Origin of the sequence: Nocardia sp. NPDC024068, assembly GCF_040638875.1 — a bacterium.
In the GTDB taxonomy this organism is placed as follows: Bacteria; Actinomycetota; Actinomycetes; order Mycobacteriales; family Mycobacteriaceae; genus Nocardia.
The window spans coordinates 16,999-37,313 of sequence record NZ_JBEZYU010000014.1 but is presented as its reverse complement, the minus strand read 5'-3'; the positions used below and the strand labels follow the sequence as shown (position 1 = coordinate 37,313).

The following is a 20,315-nucleotide window of genomic DNA, read 5'->3' as shown; positions in this document are numbered from 1 at the left end:
GGTATGCCCAGCGATTGCCAACTCCGGGCGCGGCGGGCACTATGGCGGGCATGCGAGTCGTGATCGAGCTCCGTCCTGCGCCCGAAGTAGTCTCCGCCGCAACCGAATCCGCCTCTCCCATCTCCGCCGCCGATATCACCGGCGCGCTCCCCGGATTCACGCTCGACCCGGCCTTTCCGCCGGTGGCCCTGCCCGGCGCCACTCCGGTCAGCGACTCCGCGCAGCAGCAGACCGGGACCCTGCTGGTCCGTGGCGAGATCCCCGACGACGACCGGGCGGCCCGCACCGCCCTGGCCGGAGCCGCCGGCGTCACCGGCGTTTTCGCGGATCCGGTGATCGAACCGGTACTCACCTGCGCCGACGACGGCCCGGTCGGGAACTGGAACGATGTGGCCGCCCGGCTCGGCCGCGACACACTCACCGAGGCCGGGCTCACCGGCGCGGGTGTGGCGCTGGCCGTGGTGGACACCGGGATCAACGCGGCGCAGGTGAATCAGGTCAGTGGCGCCACGATCACGATCGACGCGGCCCGCAGCTGGAATCCCGCCGGGGTGGCGGGCAAGGCGGGCGAGTTCCCCGTCGACCACGGCACCATGTGCGCCTTCGACGCGCTCATCGCCGCCCCGCGCGCCACCTTCCTCGATATCCCGGCGCTGCTCAGTACCCGTACCGGGGGCAGCCAGATGGACGGGCTGCTCTCCGATGCCATCGCCGCCTTCGCCCACCTGCGCACCGTGCTCACCGCGCAGCCCGAGGACCGGCGCGCGCTGGTGGTCAGCAACAGCTGGGGATCGTTCTCCCCGCAATGGGATTTCCCGGTCGGCGATCCGGGCAACTACTCCGACAACCCCAACCATCCCTTCAATATCATCGTGGGCTCGCTCGACGCGGCCGGCGCCGACATCCTCTTCGCCGCCGGAAACTGTGGCCGCGACTGCCCGGACGGCCGCTGCGCCTACCCCGAGCGGCCCATCACCGGCGCCAATTCGCATCCGGCCGCGCTGTCGGTGGCCGCCATCGACACCGCGGGCGGGCGGGTCGGCTATTCCTCGCAGGGCCCGGGGCGGCTCAGCGACCGCAAACCGGATCTCTGCGCCTACTCCCATTTCCTGGGGTCCACCGCGTTCGGCCCCCAGGCCCCCGATTCCGGCACCTCGACCGCCTGCCCGGTCCTGGCCGGGGTGGTCGCCGCGTTCCGCACCCGATGGTCGGCCACCGAGGTCCCGCCGGCCCGGTTGCGTGAACTCCTCCAGCGCACCGCCGCCGAGGGTGGGGCCGCGGGGTTCGACTACGACTTCGGGTACGGCATCGTCGATCCGGGCTCCCTCCTGACCGAACTACAGAAGGTCGCCGCACGCGCGTAACGTGAAGGCATGCCGCTGCTGACCGTCGTTCTCGCGCCCGGCTCGGTTCTCGCCGACGCCGTGCGCGCGCTCGGTCTCACCGACGACGAGGTCGACAGCGATTACGGCCTGATCGAGCTCGACCCCGACACCGGTCGTTTCGCGCTCCGGGTGCAGGCCCGGGTGGCGGCGCGTCTCGCGGCCGATCCCGCGGTCACCGTTTTCGCGGATCCGCCGATCGGCCCGGCGGAGCCGGACCGACCCGGGGAGTCGAAATAAGCGTTACCCACGGGGATTCGAGAAGTATCCCCGCTCCCGTCCCGCCCCCGCGCGGTGCTGTGACGTGTCACGGTTTGTGGTATCGGTAGCTCGTGGAAGGTACACCGTTCGGTCGCTATCGGCTGCTGGAACCACTCGGGTCGGGCGCCATGGGCGAAGTGCACCGTGCCTACGACACCGAGACCGACCGGGTGGTGGCGGTGAAGGTGCTCGCCCCGCAGTTCGTCGACGACGAGGTGTACCGCAGTCGGTTCCAGCGGGAAGCGCGCGCCGCCGCGCGGCTGCGCGAACCGCATATCGTCCCGATCCACGATTTCGGGGAGATCGACGGCCGGCTCTTCCTGGAGATGCGGCTGGTGGAGGGCCCGAACCTGGCCCGGCTGCTGGCCGACAGGAAGCGGCTCGACCCCGCCGCCGCGGTCGCGGTGATCGGCCAGATCGCGGCCGCCCTGGACGCGGCGCACGCCGAGGGCCTGGTGCACCGGGATGTGAAGCCGTCGAACATCCTGGTCGCCGAAGACGATTTCGCGTATCTGATCGATTTCGGGATCGCCCGCAGCGACGGCGACACCACACTCACCGCCACCGGCGCGATGATCGGCACCTTCGCCTACATGGCTCCGGAACGCCTCACCGACGACGACTCCGGGGTGCCCTCGGATGTGTATTCGCTGACCTGCGTGCTCTACGAATGCCTCACCGGCGCGAAACCCTATACGGGTGAGAGCGTGCAACGTCAGATCGCGGCGCATCTCAACGAGAAGCCGCCGCGGCCCTCCGCCACCGGGATCCCGGCCGCGTTCGATGGAGTGATCGCCAAGGGATTGGCGAAGAAACCGGCGGGGCGATACGGGTCGGCCGGTGAATTGGCCGCGGCCGCGCGCCGGGCACTCGACCGGATGGATGCCCCGCCACACCGGCCGCACCGCACCCTCGGGGTCGCGGCGGCGGTGCTGGTCTTCGCGGTCGCCGGGGGTTCGGCGCTGGCATTGACCCGCACCGGATCCACGCCTGTCACCGACGCACCCGTGACCGGCGCACCGGTCACGGCCACGGGGGCCCCGGTCACCGCCACCGTGGCCCCGCCGGCGCCACTCGGTGAACGCGTCGCACCGCTGCCGGGCGGCAACACTGTTCCCACCGTGACGATTCCCGCCGAAAGTCCCGCTCCACCAACGCAGCCCGCGCCGGAGACCGTGACACCCACACCCGGCGCCCCGGCGGCCCCGCCGACAACGGTCACTTCGCACGTGGTTCCCGGCAGCGCCGTGGCCGAACCCGAGACAACCGTCCCGCCCGCCACGACACCACCCGCACCACCGCCGCTCCCGCCACCCGCCACGAGCACCTCCCCGCCACCACCGGCCACCACGACCGCCACCGCGACCCCGACCGAGACCACCACATCCACCCCGACAACCACATCGGCCGCGCTACCGTCCGCAAAGGGCACTTCGGCCAGTGCCGGAGTGACGAGCGACGCGGCCGGAGGGCACACCACGCCCACGGCGGAACGTGGCGCAACCCCCACAACGGTGGACGTCACGACACCCACCTCGGGGAACAGCACCCCGCCCGCCTCGGGCGGCCGCACGACACCGGCCCCGGGCGCCGGCACCATCGCGACCACCGCAGGAGGCAGCGCGACCGTCGTGACGCCGACGGCGCGCTGATTCGCTCACTGCGACGGCCGAAACGATCGGACCATCGGCGCGCGACGCACCGGCGCAGCAGCGCGCGGCAGAGTCGCGGTGATGCGGGCGCGACCACACTGCCGGGCCTGGCGGGCACACCGCTAGACGTTGCACAGACCATCGGCTTCCTGACCTCCGACGCCGCCGGACCCGGGCAGCGCCGATGAACAGACTGATCATTTTCGGCCCGTCGAGTCTCCTTCGAACATCGGGACCATCAGGAGAACGCGATGCCGTCACCCCGACCACCGCGAGGCACATACCCATCGCGAGTGCCCAATGCGGTGCGCGGCAGTCCATAATCGGACCCGGCCCGGGCAGTGGGGCAAGCGGTAGACGGTGGGAACGCCCATCAGTGCGGGACGGCGCCGCGCGCCGGGCACAGCGCCGGGGCCTCGGCCACTGTTCCGTCCCACCCGAGCAACCGCACCCGACCCCTCGGAGGTACCGATGACCCAGGAACCCCGCGGCAGCGACCGCCGCGCCGTGATCGTCGGCGCCGGCGTCGCGGGACTCACCGCTGCCCTGGCCCTGCGGCAGCGTGGATGGCAGGTCGAGGTTCTGGAACGAGCGCCCGGGATCGAACCCGCGGGGTCAGGACTGAGCCTGTGGCCCAACGGTTTACGAGGTCTCGATGCTATCGGCGTCGGCCCCGCGGTCCGCGAGCAGGCCCTGTCCGCCACGGAGGGCGGCATGCGCGACACCAGCGGCCGGTGGCTGACGCGTATCGATATCGCCGACCTGCGCCACCGCTACGGAGATCTGGTGATGATCCACCGGACCGCGCTCTCGGGGATCCTGCGGACCGCGCTGGGAGCCGAACATCTGCGACCGGGCACCCTGGTCCGCGCGGTGGAACCGGCGGGGCGGACAGTTCGCGTCGAACACGACCACGGCAGCTCCGATGCCGATCTGGTGCTCGGCGCCGACGGGATCAACAGCACGGTCCGCGCCGCACTGTGGCCGGACGCCGCGGAACCGGTCTACGCGGGCTACACCGCCTGGCGCGCCATCGTCACTCCCGCGGTACCGGTGCGGTCGGGCGGTGAGACCCTCGGCCGCGGTGCGCGTTTCGGTATCGCCCCGATGCACGACGGCCGAGTCTATTGGTTCGCCGCCGCGAATACACCTGCCGGACAACAGAGTTCCGAAGGTGAACTCACCGCGCTGCGCGCCCGTTTCCGCGACTGGCACGACCCCATCCCCGCACTGCTCGACGCGGCCGAGCCGGACGCCGTGCTCCACCACGACATCTACGAGCTGCCACCGCTGCGCACCTACGTCCGGAGCCGGGTGGCCCTGCTCGGCGACGCCGCCCACGCCATGACCCCCAACCTCGGTCAGGGCGCGAACCTGGCGATCGAGGACGCCTCGACTTTGGCCGCGATGCTCGACCGGATACCGGAGATCCCCGCCGCGCTGGCCGAATACGACCGCATCCGGCGGGCCCGGGTCGAACCCCTGCGGCGGCTCTCGCGCCGCATGGGGGTCGCGCTGCAACTGCCCTGGGCGCCGGCGGTAGCGCTGCGCAACACCGTATTGCGGCTGGCGCCCGGCGGCGCCGCGCTGCGCGCCCTCGGGCCGGTCCTGTCCTGGGAGCCGCCGGACGACCCCGGCCGGCCCCGTTAGCCCTGTCGGCCCCGTCGGCCCTGCCTGCTCAGCGGATCAGACCCATTCCTTGCGGGCGAGGTCCAGGATCACCGGGTGCATGAGGGTGGAGGGCTGTTCACCGGTATCCCGGCGGTCCGGGGCGAAAACGGTGGCCGCGGGCAGACTCTGCCGGTCGATCGAACGCAAGGGGGCCGGTGGTTCGAGTGCGAGCCGGGGGTCCGGTTCCCGGGTGACCAGGAAGAAACCCCAGTCCCCGAAGCTCGGCACATCCACGTGATACGGCAGCACATGCAGTCCCGAGGCGCGGATCGTCGCCCCGATACACCAGTACGAATGGGGCGCGAAGAACGGCGAGCCCGATTGCACGACCATCGTCGCCCCGGGCGCGAGCACCTGGGTGGTCATCGCGTAGAACTCGGTGGAGTAGAGCTTGGCGATGGAGGTCTGGTCCGGGTCGGGCAGGTCGACGATCACCGCGTCGTAATCGGATTCGGCGGTGCGCAACCAGGAGAACGCGTCGGCGGTGACGGCCCGGACACGAGGATCGGCGAACGAATTCCGGTTGAGTTCGGTGAGGCGGGAGTCGGTGCGGGCCAGCTCGATCATGACCGGGTCGAGTTCCACCAGCGTGACGGTTTCCACGTCCGGGTATTTCAGGATCTCCCGCAAGGCCAGACCGTCACCGCCACCGATGACCAGCACATTCTTCCGAGGTCCGGCCAGCGCCGGATGCACCATCGCCTCGTGATACCGGTACTCGTCCACAGAGGAGAACTGCAGATCGCCGTTGAGGAACAGCCGGGTATCACGGTTCCCGAACGGCGACACCGATTCGGTGAGCACGATCTTCTGGTATTCGGTCTGCCGCTGCCAGACGATCGGGTACGTGAACAGCGCCTGCTGAGCGGTGGCCTCGAAACGATCGGCGTAGACGTAACTACCGAGCAGCACGCCGGCGACGAGCAGGGTCACCGCGCCCAGCGCCACCCGGAGCAGACGCGAGAGGTCCCGGCGGAACCAGACGACGATCAGCACCAGCCCCGCGACCGCGTTGACCACCCCGACGATCAGACTGCCGCGGATCTGCCCGAACACCGGCAGCAGCAGGAACGGGAAGGCCAGCCCGCCGAGCAGCGCGCCCACGTAATCGGCGGCGAACAGATCCGCCACCGCACTGCCGGCGTCCTGGCGCCGGATCCGCTGCAACATCTCCATCAGCAACGGAATCTCCGCGCCCACCAGCGCACCGATCACACACGCCGCCAGTACCAGCGCCGCCGTGTACAGGTTCAGCCAGGCGTAGGCGGCGTAGAGCATCAGCACCGACAGCCCACCGAACAGCGCCAGCGCCAGTTCGACCGCGACGAACGCGGCGGCCGCCCGGTGCCGCAGCGGTTTCGCCGCGAGCGCACCGATTCCCATCGCGCAGACCATCACACTGAGCGTGATGGACGCCTGGGTGGCGGTGTCACCGATCAGGTAGCTGCCCAGCGTGACCAGCGACAGCTCGTAGACCAGCCCGCACGCCGCGCAGACGAAAACCGTGGTCAGCAACGCCACCCGCGCGAAACGCCCCGGCACGCCCCCGGACGGGTGGTCGCTCCCGGCTGCCCCGCCGCTCGCCGGCACCCCGCCGCGCCCGGACGCACCGTCGGCTCCCCGCATGTGGCCGGCCCCGGAGACCGCGGTCTCCGGCTCGGCCCCGACCGGGGCCCCGGTCGTATCCTGTGCCGTCAACTCAGGTGAGGGCGGACGCGACCACCGCCGCGACCGCGATATGGATGGCCGCGCTCACCCACACCCCCGGATGCAGTTCGTGTTCGTTCACCACACCCCGGAATTCACCCGGCGTGGTGAACTCCAGGATCAGGAACGCCAGCGCCATCGCGATCAATCCGATGATCCCGTAGACCGCGCTGGACACCAGCGCCCGGCCGATCGCGCCCTCGGAGGTCCAGATCGCGGTGGCGACGATGATCCCCACGCCCAGCATGTTCGCCGACACCAGCAGCGCGGCGTTGCGGTTGCGTTCGATCCAGATCTGATGCCGCAGGTTACCGGGGGTGAGCACATCCACCAGCACGAATCCGAGCACCATCAGCACGATCCCGAGGCCGGAGTAGGCCGCCGCGGCTCCGGCGTTCGCGGGCAGGTCTTCGAGCATTGTTTCCTCCTGGAAATGGAATCTGTCTGCGAGGTGGCGGCTATTTTCCGTCGCCGGAACCGCCGCCACGGAAACCGCTGTTATCGCTGGGCCAGCCGAACGCGCTGACATAGGAGTGGTGCCGGCGATGGCCGGTGCGGTAATCGTCGACCAGGATCTTGGCGCCCGACCCGTTCGGCGAGACGGCGATGATGTCGTCGCGATACTGCAGGAACGTCATCGGCCCCGAGGTGCGCCGGTCCAGCGGGCGCGAGGCGCGGGCGATCTCGTCGGCCGCCGTATTCGGCGCCTTGTTCGCGGTGTAGGCCGTCCCGTTGTTGGCCTCATCGAGTTTGGCCGCCCGGGTGTAGTTCGAGGAGACGTAGGAGCGCGCGCTGCTGCCGTCATCGTCGTCATCGGAGCCGCAGCCCGCGAGCACCACGGCCAGGATCGCGCACAGCGCAGCGATCACCCAAGATTTACGACTCACGGAAAACCTTCCCCCGTCCGGCACACAGCCCGTCTTTGTTACGCAGTTCCTCAGGACGGTGACTGCGGGTAGATCATAATCGCACTCCGGTACAGCACCTGCCCGATCGCGGCTTCCTTTTTGCCGGATTCGCCGAAATCCTCGAACGACAGCCGTGTTCCGTCCTCGGCCACATAGTCGTGATAGGCCAGCGTGCCCGACGGCGTGAGCCCGGTGGTCGCCTCACTCAGGTACTGCGCGTTCCCCGACTCGTCCAGCCGGAACCGCTTCCCATCGTGCTCGATCTCCTTGCCGCCGGGCGCCGGGATACCCGGCGTCTCCGTCCACAGCACGAGTTCGAGGTCGGGGTCTTCTTCCACAGACAGCCACTTGCGGGTGCCCTTCGCGGTATCGAGCAGATGCTCACTCCACTGGTATCCGCCCTCTTTCAGGCGCAACGACCCGCGAACCGTGTAGGTGTCACCGAAGATATCGACGATATCGCCCGCCTTCAGCGCCCGCGGGTCCCCGCGCAGCGCATCGGAATCCTTATCGGCGAACGGATCGACCGGCCCGGACGGCGCGGCGGGCGCCTTCCGCTTCCGGACCAGCAAATACACCGCGACACCTGCCACCACGAGCACGATGATCAGCAGGATGAGCAACAGCGCGTCGATGGCAGCCTCCCTCTGGCGATCTTCAGCGGAGAGTAGCATTCGCCGCCGCGGCTTTCAGACCACCGGTGGGGATCCGAGCCCTCTGATATTCCCCCCGCGACCTCAGGTCGACTGAGGCGCCTGCACCGGGGGCGGCGCGGGCGGCGCCGACTGGGTGACCTTCGGGTCCGGCAGTTCGGTGGGCGCTTCGGGAGTCGCGGCGTCCGCGGGACCGGAATCGAGACCTCTCGGATGGTAATAGTTCTCGAAATTCCCGTGTACCGGGTGGTCCAGGTTGTTCTGATCCAGCGGAATCAGCTGCCCGTTTTCCAGGTAATGCGGGCCGTTCCCGTTGTCGATCACGATCGCGCTGTAATCTTCCCAGGCCACCACATCACCCGTCCGCAACTGAGAGGCGTCGGTCGCGTCCCACTGGTTGTCCTCGGCGCGCGCGACCGATGTATCGGCATAGGCCTGACTGGCGTTGAACGCCGGATTCTCCGCTACCTTGGTCAACGCTTCGGCGACAGGCTGCGGCACCTCCACCGTCGAACCGTCGGGTAGCTTGTGATCGACTGGGGCGCCGGGGGTATCCACCTTGAGCGGGGCGCCGGGATCGCCCTCCGGTGCGAAGACCGCTTGCTGTGCCTGATTCCCCTGGTCTCCCTGATTCCCCTGATCAACGGCGGCGACCGTACCCGGAGACTGCTGACCGGCGCCGGGAATCGGCTTGTCGGTGTCGTCCTCGGCGTCTTCCTTTTCCTTGTCGTCCTTGCCGGCGGCATCACCGTTGGCGCCCTGCGCCAACGGACCCGCGAGTGAGGACATCATCGCGGCCTGTGCCAGGCCCGCCATCGGATCCTGGCTGGGTTGGGGAGCCGGCTGCACCTGCTGCCCAGGCCCCTGCTGCTGCTGTTGCTGCTCGCCGGGACCCCCATTGATGGCTTCGATTATCCGATCCTCGAGGCTGCTGGGATCGCTCTCGGGGCTCCCATCCTCCGTGGCATCTTCCGACTCCGAGCCATCGGCCGAGCCTCCGCCGACGATCTTCGAGAACTCGTCCTCGACGTCGATCGGCTTGGTATCGGGCTTCTCGGTGTCCTCTTTGCCGTCTTCCTTGCCGTCGCCCTTGTTGTTCTCGCCGCCGTCACCGAATGAAGGATCCTTGCCCTTGTCGCCACCACCCGTATCGCCACCACCCGTATCGCCACCCCCCTGATCGCCACCGCCCTTGTCACCGCCACCGGTCTTGTCACCGTCGCCGGTCTTGTCACCGTCGCCGGTCTTGTCACCGTCGCCGGTCTTGTCACCGTCACCGGTCTTGTCACCGTCACCGGTCTTGTCACCGTCGCCGGTCTTGTCACCGTCGCCGGTCTTATCTCCCTTGTCTGCGAGGTCTTCCGCAGCTTTCACGTAGTCCGAGACGATCTTCGTGCAATCTTTGATCGCATCCTTGAGCAAGGGGAAAATCGCGGCCTCTTCCGCGACGTTCTGCAAGCCGGGCTCTGCGTATTGCGTGGATAGATCACTACCCCAGTAGCGGGTAACACCACCCTTCAGTGACGCGGCGATATCGTCGTTCGCACCGTCCACAGTGGTCCAGATCTTCCCGTAGGCCTTCTCATTGGCCTCGGATAGCGTCTCCACGCGCTTCACGAACTTGAAATCTTGATCCTGCCACCAGTCGGCATCCGCGGAGAGAGATTTGACGACAGCCTTGTACCCCTCTTCCGTTTGCCCGGCACCTTCGCCCCTGCTCTGCAACTTCTCGATGGAGGTGTCACGGAGATCGTTGTCATGGGTGTTCTTGTCCTCACCCTCCTTGGGGGAGATGAGGAGATCGGGCTTCTTGCCTTTCTCGGTTCCCATTTGACCCGACAGATAGACCAAGCGATAGTTGGCGAGGTCAACGGCGAGCACGAGGTCGGAGGACGGCTTGCTTCCTTCGGGTAGCTGCAGCTTCTTCGGAAGCTTGTCGATCTCCGCCTTGGCCTTGGCATCGAGCCCGGGGGATTTCTTGGCGATATCCTTCGGATCACCCCAATAGGACAGGGCTCGGCTGTCCTTCTTGGGGTCGAGTTTTCCGTCCCATTCCGACCCTGGATTGTCGCGCATGGCGATGAGCAATCCATCGTTGGTCAGAGCAAATACTTCGGGCAGCTCGTCATCGGCGAAATCGTCGTTGAAATCTTTGACGTCGTGATTTCCGCCGGTTCCGGTTTCCCACAAACCGTTGGAGTAACTGCCCTGTTTGTTCTTACCCTGCAGGGCTAGTTGATCCGCACCACCTTGCGCCCAGTCTTCGGTCTCGAACTTGATGGACTCACCCTTGATGTCCTTCTCGTTCGACAGCTGGGTGACGACATTGCCACTGCCGACATGCTCGACGACGGCGTTACCTTCCCGGATACCCATCCGGTAGTCGCCGTTGGGTGAGTAGAGCCACTCCCCCTTCTTGATCGACTGGCCCTCGCTCAGATATCCGGCGTAGCCATCATCCAGATCCTGGCCGGCTTTGTATTTGTTCTCACCCATGAGACCGTCCCCGAATTCAAACGACTAGCGGACGCGAAATCACGCTTCCGGATACGACCGTCGTATGTGTTGGTAGCCATCGATATCCATCGTCTCGATCGTGGTACCGGCAGCGTCCGAATGATCGCCGTTGGTGTTGAGGTCGTCTCCGATTCCGGTCCATCCCACCGCACGGTCCTTCATATGGCGCTCGGCGTCGAGAACCTTGAATACGTTGGCCGCCTTGCCGAACTGGGCCTCGAAACCGGCCAGCCATTCCGGGTCGCCCACGGCACGCGCATACGCGGGATCGCTGGCCGCCCTGTTGGCGCCGGCACGGCGGCGCTGCACGTCCGGATCCTGTATGAATTCCTGCGCCATCGCCCAACCTCTCCCGTCCGTTGCTCTCATTTTTCAGCATCCCCACTCCTGGGGATGGGTCATCGGCCGTCAGAACCCCCGCCCGAACTCTTCATGCAACTGCCGCGAGAATTCCGCCTCGGTCGGAAGACCCAACCTGTCGGCGCTGTGGGGAAGCGCTCCGTTAGCCAGCATCTCCGCCCTGCGACCCACCTGAGATTTCATTCGGGCGAGGCGGGCGACGCGTACGAGTTCGGCGGCCAGCCACAGGTCGGTGTTCTCCCATACCTCGTCGCCCAGGTGTACGCCCACGATCCATCCCGCGCCATCGCATGCCACTCCGACCGAGTAGTCGGGATTGAATACCTCGAACACGGGGTTGCGACGCTCGGTAACCGCTTGCGCGGCGGCAGAGTCATTCGGTTCGGTCATACGACGTGTCCGTTGATCCGGGTGATATCCGTGCCGTTCACGCCTGCGGCTCCCGTAGACGCGGCCAGGTTGTTTCCTGGAGGGCGAGCCGGTGCTGACGCGCGGCGTCCACCGTGCTCTCCTGTATCGCCGCGAGGATATCGGCCGCGAGCTCCACCTGTCCCGCCGAATGGGCGATGGTGCCCGGGGCGATGTACAGATCGGTGAGCCGTCCGTATCCATCGACCTCCGGAATCACACGCGAACTGGGCGATGGCCGGCGGGCACGAATATCGTCGACTCGTTCCATCATATCGTCGACAGCGTGGACGAAATCCTGGCCGGATTCCAGCGCAGCTACCGTCTCGGGGTGCGTATACCGCGACCAGTCGTCCGCCACCGCAGCACCTCACCTTTCTCCTGCCGGACACCACCCACGAATCTCTCATAGGCCGATGCGGGTTCCCAGGAATGGGGGCAGGACGGCACAGGCCATGACGTGGAGGCCGCCGCCGGCTCCGGCACTCACAGCCCGTGCCCGGCGGCGCTCAGTGGGGCTTGGTCGACAGCAAGGTCGCCGTGTGGTGCCCCACAGCGACGAATTGCGGCTCGGCGAATCCGATCTCGGTCAGACGAGGGACGTATCGACGAATATCCACACCCGCGAGCGGGTCGATCGGTTTCCTTCCGCGAATCCTCGCCCACCCGCCGGCCACCGCACGCACGAATCCCGACGAGTGCGCATCGGCGAGCAGCAGGCGTCCGCCCGGGCGCAGAACCCGCCACATCTCGTTCAGCGCGGCGTCCCGGTACGGCTCGGCAATATGGTGCATGACGAACGTGCAGGTGACCACGTCGAAACCGTCGTCCGGTAGCGGGAGTTGCTGGGCTGGGGAACGCAGATAGCGGTGGTGTGGGTCCCGCCGCTGGTTGTAGGCGATCGCCTCGGCGGAGGGATCGACCCCGGTGACGCTGCCGCCCGGGCCCACTTGCCGGCCCATCGCGCGGACGAGTTTGCCCGGGCCACAACCGATATCCAGCACGTCCTCGCCTGCCCGCAGGTCGCTACGGGACACCAGCCGGGACAGGAGTCCGCGTTGGCGGCCGAAGAAGAACAGGGCCGTGAAAAGGTTGTACCGGCGCAGGCCGGAGATGACGAGGCCCGTATCCGGCTCGTCGACGAACATGGGGGTGCGTACCCGCTGATCTGATGTCATGGGTCGATCGTCGCCACCGCATCGATTCCGGACCAGAATCAAAACCGCCGGATCCGTCCGTTTCCGTACAGATCCGCGGAAACTGTCCAGCGAGGAGAACGATGACCACCCCCGACCGCCGGGTCCGCAGAACCCGCGACGCTCTGCACGCGGCCCTGATCGGGCTGATGATGGAGCGCGCCTACGACCGCATCACCGTCAGCGATGTCATCGAGCGGGCGAATATCGGTCGCTCCACCTTCTACGCCCACTACCGCGATAAGGACGAGCTGCTGGTGGTGAGCTGCACCGAGTTCCTGCGCGCCGAGATAGGCCGGGGGCCCGATGACGGCCCGTGGGCACCGGTGCGGGTGATGATCGCGCTGGCAGCCGGCCATCCCGACGTCTACCGGCCCCTGGTCGGCCCGAAGAGTTCCGCGGCGGCGTTGCGTGGCTATCGGCGCAGCGTCGCGACGATTCTGCGGGAACATCTCAGCGCGAATCCGGGACTGCGCTCCGACGATCTCATGGTCGGCGCACTGTCGTGGGCGATCATCGGACTGCTCACCGAGGTATCCGATACCGCCACGCCCGCCGATCCGGCGGCCGCGTGGCATCTGTTCGAGTCGATGGTGTCGGGACTGTGAGCGATCCAGAGATCCGCGGGGGCGGGTGACAGCTGGGAGCCGCGCCGCGCACGGCAGCGAATGAACTCGGCTAACCGCCGATTTCGGCCGTCGGAGACTCGTGGAATATCGCGCCCACCTCGGGCCGGACCCGCTCGGCGAGCAATTCCAGCCCGGCGATCTCGATACGCGGCGGCACGGTGAGCGGGCGGGTATGGATGAGGAGGTGGTCGACGAGGCCGCGTGCCGGGTCGTCGCGGAGCCCGGCCACGATGTCGTCCGGGTGACCGATGAGCACGCTCGCCGGAGCGCCCGGTTTCCCGCGTTCGCCGCGCAGCCGCTGTTCTCGGTCTCGCAAGCGGCCTGCGAGAACACCGTCGGTGGTCGCGAGGAGCGGCCGCGAGATCGCGACCCGCGCGTTACTCCCGGATTCCTGCCGGTACTGCTCGATGAGTTCGGCGACGCGGCGGTCCTCGGCACGAGGTCCGCGTTCATCGACCGTGCGGCGTCCGACGATGAGCCCCGCCCGACGCGCGGCCGCGGCCTGTGCGCCCGCGGCGCTGCCGGTGGTCAGCCAGACCCGGTCCGCCAGACCCGCCGCGGAGGGCACGACCGGCAACCGCTCACCGTGCCCGATCCCCGACCGGATCCCGTCCAGGACCGAATCCACCGCGGACCAGTGCCACTCGTGTCGCGATTCGTGTTCGAAACCCCAGGCCGCCGAGGCCTGCGGCGATGACCCGCTGCCCAGACCGAGTTCCAGCCGGCCGCCGCTCAGCGCGTCCAGCACGGCGGCGTCTTCGAGCAATCGCCGTGGGTCCTCGAAGGCGGGTGCGATCGACGCGGTGCCGAGCCGGATGCGGGTGGTGTGCTGGGCGACCGCCGCCAGCAGTATCAGCGGGCTCGGCATCACACCGCCCTGATGCCCGAATCGGTGCTGGGCGACCCAGAAGGATTCGTAACCCAGCGATTCCGCGGCGCGGGCGAGCTCGATAGCGGCGGCAATGGATTCGGCCGCCGCCGGCCCGGCGTCGACGTGGGTGAGCACACCCCACCCGCTCACAGCAGGACCACCATCGGGCTGCCGTCGACCGGATGGGCGGCGATATCGGCCCGCACCCCGTACACCTCCGCGAGCAGGTCGGGCGTCAGAATCTCACCGGGAGTCCCGATTCCCCAGAGTTTCCCGCTGTTCAGCACCGCGATCCGATCGAAGAAACGCCCTGCCAGCTGCAGATCGTGCAATGCGACCACCGCCGTCCCGGGATGAGCGCGAACGAGTTCCATGAGCGCGAGTTGATGCCGCAGGTCCAGGTGGTTGGTCGGTTCGTCGAACAGCAGCACCTGCCCACTACCGGCGAGCGCCTGCGCGACCATGGTGCGCTGGCGCTCGCCGCCGGACAGGGTCGAGAACGCGGTCTCCGCGCGACCGGCGAGCTCGACGGCGTCGAGGGCGTGGGCGACCAGCTCGTGGTCGTGCGCGGTATCGAACTCGAGGAGACGTTTGTGCGCGGCGCGGCCCAGCAGTACGACCTCGGCGACCTCGAGCGGGAAATCGGCGAGATGCTGCTGCCCGACGACACCGGTGCGCTGCCCGATCGCGCGGACCGGGGCACGCCAGACATCCAGGCCGTCGAGAACTACCGTGCCCGAATCCGGACGACGGGCCCGGTAGGCGGTGCGCAGGAGCGTCGACTTACCACTCCCGTTCGGCCCGACCAGCGCCACCCGCTCCCCCGCCGCGACCTCGAGACTCACCGCGTCGACGAGCGTCGTCGCTCCGGCGCGTACGGTCACCCGGTCGAAGCTCAGCATCACCGGCTCCCGGTGCGGCGCAGCAGCCAGACGAAGAACGGGCCGCCGACCAGCGCCGTGACGATCCCCACCGGGATCTCCTGCGGGATCATGACCGTGCGCGCGGCCAGATCGGCGGTGATGGCGAACGCGGCGCCCACCACCACGGCGACCGGCAGTACCCGGCGGTGATCGGAACCGGCCAGCATGCGCGCGATATGCGGGATCATCAGGCCGACGAAACCGATCACCCCGCTCACCGCGACCAGCGCGCCGGTCAGCACGGCACAGAGCACGATCAGCCCGAAGCGCAGGCGCCGCACGTCGAGTCCGAGCGCGGTGGCGCCCTCGTCGCCTGCCAGCATCACATTGAGACCTCGGGCTATCGGCACGAGCACCACGCACGACAGCCCGAGCACCACGGCCGGTACCACCAGCCGATCCCAGCTCGCGCCGCCGAACCCGCCGAGGGTCCACTGCAGTACCTGGGTGGCGAGGCTCTGATCCGGTGACGTGAGCACCATCAGCGAGGTCAGGGCGCTGAGCACCGCCGACACCGCGACCCCCGCGAGCACCAGCCGGGCCGGTTCCGCGCTGCCGCGCCCGCCGGCGACCAGCAGTACCAGCATCATGGCCGCGAGTGCGCCCGCGAACGCCGCGAAGGGCAGCACAACCGTCTGGCCGACCGGCGCGAAGCGGAGTACCGCGACCGCGCCGACCGCGGCACCGGACGACACCCCCAGCACCCCCGGGCCCGCCAGCGGGTTACGCACGACCGCCTGGATTGTGGTCCCCGCGAGCGCCAGCCCGGCGCCGACGATACCGGCGAGCAGTACCCGTGGCAGCCGGGTGTCGGCGATGATCAGATCTTGCGACCGCGTCCAGTCCGGTGTCACCAGGGCCGGGCCGGTGAGGCGATGGGCGATGATCCGCCATGCGGTCGCCGCGTCGATTCCCACCGACCCGATGAGAATTCCCGCGGTGGCGACCACCAGCAGCAGCACGGTCGCCACCGCGAGTACCGCCGGTAGCCGGACCCGGCCGTGGCGGCCGGTCACCGGAAAGCGTCGGGGTGCAGCTGCCGCGCCAGATGCTCCACACCGTCGATCGAATACGGTCCGGGCTGCAACTGCGAGAGCGTGATCGTCGAGAACGCCCGGTTGCGGATGGCCGGGGTGTCGGCGATGACCGGAACCCGCGACAGGTCGCCGATCTTCGTTTCGACCGAGGGCGACCTGTACTGCGGTGTGGTCCCCTCTTCCCGTACGACGATCACATCCGGCTTCCGTTCGGCGACCTGCTCCCAGGAGACGTTCATCCAGCGCTCGGGCACATCGGCGAAGACGTTCACGCCGCCGGCCGCTTCGATGAGGGCGGTGGCCATACTGTTGCCGCCGGTGGTCGCGGCGGTGGCGGCGCCCGAGGCGTAGAGGAACACCCGGACCGGCTCGCGGTCGCCCACCCGCTCCCGCACCGCGTCCAGCCGGGCGCGCAGTGCGTCGACCGAGGCGGCGGCGCGATCGGGCACCCCGAAGATGGCGCCGATGGTGGTGATCTCGGCGAAGATATCGTCGATCCGCACCGGCCCGGTCGCACAGCCTTCGCTGTTGAGGTGGGTTTTGATACCGAGGTCTCCGAGCTGCTGCCGGGTATGGCCGGTCTTCTCGCTGAACCCGTCCGGATAACCCGAATAGACGAAATCCGGTTCGCTGTCGATCAGCTGTTCCATCGTCGGCTGTTCCGAGGACAGGATCGGCACCCGCTGGTAGTCGCCGGTGTAGGCGGGGGCGATCTCCCGGCCCCGCAGATACGAGGTGCCCACCATCCGATCGGCGAGGCCGAGTTCGAGCATCGTCTCGGTGGCATTGGAGGTGAGGGTGACCGCACGTTCGGGAACGCCCGCGTACTCGGTGGTGATACCGCAGTTGCCGGAGTCCACGAAATGCGCGCCCGCGGCGGACGCGGTATCGGTGTCCTGCACCGCCTGACCGCACGCGACCAGCGTCAGCGTCGTTCCGAGGGATAGGGCTCCGGCGGCCAGCCGGCGCGTGAGGGCCGGGGAGGCGGGATTTTTCCGGGACACGATGTTCCTTCCCGAGGTCACACGCCTCGAAAGCGGAGCCCGGCAGCTGAGCGACCTGGCTTACCGCATCCGAGGATGCCGATCACAGTGGCGGGACCGCGCCGGATTCACACCGGACTTCCACTCATGATTGCTGCCGGAGTGGATGGGACCAGGTGATGATACCGAGCTCCGAACTGGACGGTTGATTCAGAGTGTCCGCGTGGCGATGCGCCGTGAACAGCCGGGGCAGGCCTTCGGTCAACGGTGAGCCGTCGCAATCCGCACTCAGGGGTCGCCTCGGGTAGGTTTCGCCGTATGACGTCTGCGGATCGGGGTCCGGTGTTCGACGGCGTGCAGATCGGCCGACCGGCGACCGGGGCGTTGGTCGACGCCGGATACCGGTCGATCACCGACCTACCGCCGAGGCTCGAGGAACTGCTTGCCCTGCACGGTGTGGGTCCGCGGGCGATCCGGCTCCTCGACGACGCTCGCCGCGGAGAAGCGACCTGATCGACACCACACTGCCGCACCCGGACCGTTCCGGCCCGGCCTCGACGCCATCATCGACGCATCCCGGCAATGCCTGCGGAAATCTGTGCTGACCCTCCGAGAGCAGCGATAGCGGTATAGCGGATCAGCGGTGAATCCGCAGGTCCGGCCAGGGTGGGCGGCGCAGGACGGCCAGGCTGCCGATCACGGCCGCCAGCAGTCCGATCACCTCCCCCAGCAGGGCGATGCGGTTCACGTCGACGGCCGGAACCCAGGTCGCCGCGCCGTCGTGGACGACGAAGACACCGGCCGGTCGCATGGTGGTGCTCAGGATGCTGCGGCGCGAGACCGTGATGACGATCGCCCCCTCGGCCGTTTCGAACGGTTCGCCGTAGATCGGCGTGGTGTCGACGGCCGGTATGCCCAGTCGTTCGCGCACGGTCACAGCACAACCTTTCCGTCCGGATCGATACGCCAGCCCGGGTTGTGCGCGATCTCCCAGACGACCCCGTTCGGGTCGGCGACGTGACCGTTGAAGATCCCGCCGAATTCGCTCTCCCGCGGCGTTTTGAGGATCGTGCCGCCCGCGGCGACCATGGCCTGCACCGTGCTCAGTACCTGGTCGCGATCACCGACGTTATGCGAGAGGGTCAGCCCGGAGACCGCCGCGCGATCGGACCCGTCGGCGATATCGGCGTTGAATTTCTCCGCGAGGAAGAATCCCAGCACGAGTCCGGACGCGATCTGAAAGAAGATGATCTCACCCGGCACGTCCATCAGCGGTTCCCAGCCCAGGCCGTCGACGTAGAAACGCCGGGCCGCATCGAGGTCGGCGGTCGCGATCGTCAGGAAATGCGCCTGCTGCTCCACGAATCCTCCTCGTCGTCCGGCCGGCAGCGAACCGCCGCCAGCCTACCGCCGCATCCCTGTCGAGACGCCGAATCGGCGCGGAGGCGCGGCACATACCGTCGGCGGAGAGGCACACCCCGCGGAGCCTCTCCCGCCCGGCTCGCTACCCCGGACCGTTCAGGCGGCGGCCCATTTCTCGGGGTGCAGGTAGTGCTGGGTGAGGGCGTTGGCATGCCCGTGGCCGAAACCGTGTGCGGTCTTCAGGAGGTCGACGAGTTCCTTGTGCGACGACAGCCCGGATTCGCGGAGGACGGCTTTCCATTCGTCGATGCCGCGCCCGTATTTCGCTTCGATGGACGGGAAGTAGGACGCGGGGCCCTTGGGGGTGTTCGGCATCGTCGATCTCCTTGCTCGTGTGAATCCTGATCAGAAGACGAACGACCGAGCAGGGATTCATCGGAGGACCACGGATTGTGTCAGGCGTCACTCTCGGGACGAATGAAGCGGCAGGTTGTTCCGTGGGGTCCTGCGCACGGCTCGATCTCGCGCGCGGCGTGCCGTTCCACAGGGTCCAGAAGTCGTAGTCGGCAGCTCGAGATCATGGCGGGCACTGGAACTTCCCCTCTCGGGCGATACTCGACACGCGCGTCATGCTCAGCTCCGGTAAATACGTGGGCTGTGGAGACTGTCGCTGCCGCCGATCGGGCAACCGATGCATCCGGGTGGCCGGCTGGTTCCTGTCGGCTCCCCTTGCCGCGGAACCTCCTCCTACGTCGATGGTCGCCCCCGCAAGGGGCTCGATGCTCCGCCCTGACCAGCTCGGCCTCGGACTCGGCGGGCAGGATCGCGTTTTCCCTGAGCGACGGAGCCCATTCCATTGCCGTCAAATGCGGTGGCCAGGACGGCCGTTGTCGACGAAAGGAGTTCGCTGGCCGAAGGATTCGGCCTGGTAGGCACACACCCTGCAGTTCGTTCATCGCCTATACAGAATGGGCGCAGATAAAATCACACCCGATATGGTAACGATCAAAAGGAATTAGCGAATGTCCGACGATATGGACGATTGGAACAGCATTGTACGAACCCTGCTCAACCACGTCCGGTTCGAACCTCGCATCGATGAGGCAGTAGCGCGCAATGTGGCGGTCGCTCTCGTCGAAGACCCCCTGTGGAAACTCACTCCGGACCAGGAGTACGAAATACTGTCCACTGCACTCCGAAACCTGTACCCGGTGCCACCGGAGCGCCCTTCGAAGATGGATGATAGAGAAGTCCTGGACTTTCTATCCATGATCGTCTCCCAGATGGACGCATTGCGGCCGTGGCCGATCAGGCCGTACGACCTGCTGCCGGAGGAGAGGCTGTCCGAATTCGCCACGCTCACACCCATAGCAGCCGTCGATCTCGCCGTAGACGAGATCGAAGATCGGATCGATCAACTCTTCGACTTCGATGAGAATTACGGGGAATTCCTGTTGATACGGCTGAAGTCGGGGCACGAGGTCGGATTCCTGAGTCCGGACGAATCAGCGGACGGGACGGTCGCCGTGGTCGGTACCGCCGCCGGTGACCCGGCGAGAGAAATCCTCGACGAGCTGGCAGCGGCATCGGGGCTGGACAGGGCACTGTTCGCCGCACGCGGGTGAACTACAGCCGATAACGACGAATCCACCCGCCGGTGACCACTACTGTGGCGCCGAGCGGGTGGGCTCGGTACCGGTGTTCTCAAGGACTGTCAGCCCGTTCGAGACCCGGTTGCCGTCCGCGCGACTGCCGCCGGCCGCCCCGGCGCACTACGGGGCGGCATGGGCAACCC

General features: G+C 67.8%; 23 protein-coding genes and 1 riboswitch. Of the genes, 7 read left to right on the top strand and 16 right to left on the bottom strand.

The window, feature by feature from the left end:
* The first annotated feature begins 50 nt into the window (after positions 1–50).
* The 4 genes from AB0F41_RS14515 to AB0F41_RS14500 all read left to right on the top strand — a co-directional run bounded on the left by AB0F41_RS14515 (position 51) and on the right by AB0F41_RS14500 (position 4,945).
* Positions 51–1,364, top strand: a complete 1,314-nt coding sequence (locus tag AB0F41_RS14515) for a S8 family serine peptidase (protein ID WP_357423762.1) — start codon at positions 51–53, stop codon at positions 1,362–1,364.
* Positions 1,365–1,373: 9 nt separating this feature from the next.
* Positions 1,374–1,622, top strand: coding sequence for a hypothetical protein (locus tag AB0F41_RS14510; protein ID WP_357423760.1), 249 nt, complete (start codon positions 1,374–1,376; stop codon positions 1,620–1,622).
* A gap of 92 nt (positions 1,623–1,714) precedes the next feature.
* Positions 1,715–3,295, top strand: a complete 1,581-nt coding sequence (locus AB0F41_RS14505; protein ID WP_357423758.1) for a serine/threonine-protein kinase — start codon at positions 1,715–1,717, stop codon at positions 3,293–3,295.
* A gap of 471 nt (positions 3,296–3,766) precedes the next feature.
* Positions 3,767–4,945 (top strand): FAD-dependent oxidoreductase, encoded by a 1,179-nt coding sequence (locus tag AB0F41_RS14500; RefSeq protein ID WP_357423756.1) that lies wholly within the window; start codon positions 3,767–3,769, stop codon positions 4,943–4,945.
* A 36-nt stretch (positions 4,946–4,981) separates the two neighbouring features.
* Here the strand turns inward: AB0F41_RS14500 and AB0F41_RS14495 are convergent, their stop codons facing one another.
* The 9 genes from AB0F41_RS14495 to AB0F41_RS14455 form a co-directional block, all read right to left on the bottom strand.
* The gene (locus AB0F41_RS14495) at positions 4,982–6,508 is read right to left on the bottom strand and encodes a polyamine aminopropyltransferase (RefSeq protein WP_357423754.1); all 1,527 of its coding nucleotides are present in this window, start codon (positions 6,506–6,508) and stop codon (positions 4,982–4,984) included.
* Positions 6,509–6,665: 157 nt separating this feature from the next.
* Positions 6,666–7,091, bottom strand: coding sequence for a DUF350 domain-containing protein (locus AB0F41_RS14490; protein WP_357423752.1), 426 nt, complete (start codon positions 7,089–7,091; stop codon positions 6,666–6,668).
* A 40-nt stretch (positions 7,092–7,131) separates the two neighbouring features.
* Positions 7,132–7,560 (bottom strand): DUF4247 domain-containing protein, encoded by a 429-nt coding sequence (locus AB0F41_RS14485; RefSeq protein ID WP_357423750.1) that lies wholly within the window; start codon positions 7,558–7,560, stop codon positions 7,132–7,134.
* Between the two features lie 50 nt (positions 7,561–7,610).
* Positions 7,611–8,255 (bottom strand): DUF4178 domain-containing protein, encoded by a 645-nt coding sequence (locus AB0F41_RS14480; RefSeq protein ID WP_357423748.1) that lies wholly within the window; start codon positions 8,253–8,255, stop codon positions 7,611–7,613.
* 63 nt (positions 8,256–8,318) lie between these two features.
* Complete coding sequence (locus AB0F41_RS14475; protein WP_357423746.1) at positions 8,319–10,730, bottom strand: hypothetical protein; 2,412 nt, start codon at positions 10,728–10,730, stop codon at positions 8,319–8,321.
* A 39-nt stretch (positions 10,731–10,769) separates the two neighbouring features.
* Complete coding sequence (locus AB0F41_RS14470; protein ID WP_357423744.1) at positions 10,770–11,090, bottom strand: hypothetical protein; 321 nt, start codon at positions 11,088–11,090, stop codon at positions 10,770–10,772.
* A 69-nt stretch (positions 11,091–11,159) separates the two neighbouring features.
* A complete protein-coding gene (locus tag AB0F41_RS14465; protein ID WP_357423743.1) occupies positions 11,160–11,501 on the bottom strand; it encodes a hypothetical protein in 342 nt (113 codons plus the stop codon).
* A gap of 37 nt (positions 11,502–11,538) precedes the next feature.
* Positions 11,539–11,880 carry a hypothetical protein gene (locus AB0F41_RS14460; RefSeq protein WP_357423741.1) on the bottom strand — a complete coding sequence of 114 codons (342 nt, stop codon included), beginning with the start codon at positions 11,878–11,880 and terminating at the stop codon, positions 11,539–11,541.
* A gap of 148 nt (positions 11,881–12,028) precedes the next feature.
* On the bottom strand, positions 12,029–12,697 hold the full coding sequence (locus AB0F41_RS14455) for a methyltransferase domain-containing protein (protein ID WP_357423739.1): 669 nt from the start codon (positions 12,695–12,697) through the stop codon (positions 12,029–12,031).
* A 101-nt stretch (positions 12,698–12,798) separates the two neighbouring features.
* On the opposite strand from AB0F41_RS14455, the gene AB0F41_RS14450 reads away from it, so the two are divergent.
* Positions 12,799–13,323, top strand: coding sequence for a TetR/AcrR family transcriptional regulator (locus tag AB0F41_RS14450; RefSeq protein WP_357423737.1), 525 nt, complete (start codon positions 12,799–12,801; stop codon positions 13,321–13,323).
* Positions 13,324–13,393: 70 nt separating this feature from the next.
* Here AB0F41_RS14450 and AB0F41_RS14445 read toward each other — a convergent pair whose 3' ends face one another.
* From AB0F41_RS14445 to AB0F41_RS14430, 4 genes are read right to left on the bottom strand one after another with little or no spacing between them, the layout of a single operon-like run.
* Positions 13,394–14,365, bottom strand: a complete 972-nt coding sequence (locus AB0F41_RS14445; protein ID WP_357423735.1) for an LLM class flavin-dependent oxidoreductase — start codon at positions 14,363–14,365, stop codon at positions 13,394–13,396.
* Complete coding sequence (locus AB0F41_RS14440; RefSeq protein WP_357423733.1) at positions 14,362–15,117, bottom strand: ABC transporter ATP-binding protein; 756 nt, start codon at positions 15,115–15,117, stop codon at positions 14,362–14,364. The genes AB0F41_RS14445 and AB0F41_RS14440 overlap by 4 nt, the downstream gene beginning before the upstream one ends.
* Positions 15,117–16,154, bottom strand: coding sequence for an iron ABC transporter permease (locus AB0F41_RS14435; protein ID WP_357423731.1), 1,038 nt, complete (start codon positions 16,152–16,154; stop codon positions 15,117–15,119). The genes AB0F41_RS14440 and AB0F41_RS14435 overlap by 1 nt, the downstream gene beginning before the upstream one ends.
* A complete protein-coding gene (locus tag AB0F41_RS14430; protein WP_357423729.1) occupies positions 16,151–17,179 on the bottom strand; it encodes an ABC transporter substrate-binding protein in 1,029 nt (342 codons plus the stop codon). Before AB0F41_RS14430 ends, AB0F41_RS14435 begins: the two co-directional genes overlap by 4 nt.
* Position 17,180: 1 nt before the next feature.
* Positions 17,181–17,330, bottom strand: a riboswitch (adenosylcobalamin (AdoCbl) riboswitch).
* A gap of 146 nt (positions 17,331–17,476) precedes the next feature.
* Between AB0F41_RS14430 and AB0F41_RS14425 the strand changes: the two genes are divergently transcribed.
* Entirely contained in the window at positions 17,477–17,671 is a 195-nt protein-coding gene (locus AB0F41_RS14425) for a helix-hairpin-helix domain-containing protein (protein ID WP_357423727.1), read from the top strand.
* A gap of 124 nt (positions 17,672–17,795) precedes the next feature.
* Here AB0F41_RS14425 and AB0F41_RS14420 read toward each other — a convergent pair whose 3' ends face one another.
* The 3 genes from AB0F41_RS14420 to AB0F41_RS14410 all read right to left on the bottom strand — a co-directional run bounded on the left by AB0F41_RS14420 (position 17,796) and on the right by AB0F41_RS14410 (position 18,895).
* On the bottom strand, positions 17,796–18,095 hold the full coding sequence (locus AB0F41_RS14420; RefSeq protein WP_357423725.1) for a hypothetical protein: 300 nt from the start codon (positions 18,093–18,095) through the stop codon (positions 17,796–17,798).
* The gene (locus AB0F41_RS14415; protein WP_357423723.1) at positions 18,092–18,520 is read right to left on the bottom strand and encodes a VOC family protein; all 429 of its coding nucleotides are present in this window, start codon (positions 18,518–18,520) and stop codon (positions 18,092–18,094) included. The genes AB0F41_RS14420 and AB0F41_RS14415 overlap by 4 nt, the downstream gene beginning before the upstream one ends.
* Before the next feature lie 156 nt (positions 18,521–18,676).
* Positions 18,677–18,895, bottom strand: a complete 219-nt coding sequence (locus tag AB0F41_RS14410; protein WP_357423721.1) for a DUF4287 domain-containing protein — start codon at positions 18,893–18,895, stop codon at positions 18,677–18,679.
* A 647-nt stretch (positions 18,896–19,542) separates the two neighbouring features.
* Between AB0F41_RS14410 and AB0F41_RS14405 the strand changes: the two genes are divergently transcribed.
* Entirely contained in the window at positions 19,543–20,145 is a 603-nt protein-coding gene (locus tag AB0F41_RS14405; RefSeq protein ID WP_357423719.1) for a hypothetical protein, read from the top strand.
* Positions 20,146–20,315 lie beyond the last annotated feature (170 nt).

What these genes read in the sequence shown, in the direction of transcription:
- AB0F41_RS14405 (WP_357423719.1), top strand. Translation starts at nt 19,543, where the DNA reads ATGTCCGACGATATGGACGATTGGAACAGCATTGTACGAACCCTGCTC.
- AB0F41_RS14425 (WP_357423727.1), top strand. Translation starts at nt 17,477, where the DNA reads ATGACGTCTGCGGATCGGGGTCCGGTGTTCGACGGCGTGCAGATCGGC.
- AB0F41_RS14455 (WP_357423739.1), bottom strand. Translation starts at nt 12,697, where the DNA reads ATGACATCAGATCAGCGGGTACGCACCCCCATGTTCGTCGACGAGCCG.
- AB0F41_RS14450 (WP_357423737.1), top strand. Translation starts at nt 12,799, where the DNA reads ATGACCACCCCCGACCGCCGGGTCCGCAGAACCCGCGACGCTCTGCAC.
- AB0F41_RS14500 (WP_357423756.1), top strand. Translation starts at nt 3,767, where the DNA reads ATGACCCAGGAACCCCGCGGCAGCGACCGCCGCGCCGTGATCGTCGGC.
- AB0F41_RS14470 (WP_357423744.1), bottom strand. Translation starts at nt 11,090, where the DNA reads ATGGCGCAGGAATTCATACAGGATCCGGACGTGCAGCGCCGCCGTGCC.
- AB0F41_RS14490 (WP_357423752.1), bottom strand. Translation starts at nt 7,091, where the DNA reads ATGCTCGAAGACCTGCCCGCGAACGCCGGAGCCGCGGCGGCCTACTCC.
- AB0F41_RS14515 (WP_357423762.1), top strand. Translation starts at nt 51, where the DNA reads ATGCGAGTCGTGATCGAGCTCCGTCCTGCGCCCGAAGTAGTCTCCGCC.
- AB0F41_RS14475 (WP_357423746.1), bottom strand. Translation starts at nt 10,730, where the DNA reads ATGGGTGAGAACAAATACAAAGCCGGCCAGGATCTGGATGATGGCTAC.
- AB0F41_RS14480 (WP_357423748.1), bottom strand. Translation starts at nt 8,255, where the DNA reads ATGCTACTCTCCGCTGAAGATCGCCAGAGGGAGGCTGCCATCGACGCG.
- AB0F41_RS14510 (WP_357423760.1), top strand. Translation starts at nt 1,374, where the DNA reads ATGCCGCTGCTGACCGTCGTTCTCGCGCCCGGCTCGGTTCTCGCCGAC.
- AB0F41_RS14410 (WP_357423721.1), bottom strand. Translation starts at nt 18,895, where the DNA reads ATGCCGAACACCCCCAAGGGCCCCGCGTCCTACTTCCCGTCCATCGAA.
- AB0F41_RS14440 (WP_357423733.1), bottom strand. Translation starts at nt 15,117, where the DNA reads ATGCTGAGCTTCGACCGGGTGACCGTACGCGCCGGAGCGACGACGCTC.
- AB0F41_RS14465 (WP_357423743.1), bottom strand. Translation starts at nt 11,501, where the DNA reads ATGACCGAACCGAATGACTCTGCCGCCGCGCAAGCGGTTACCGAGCGT.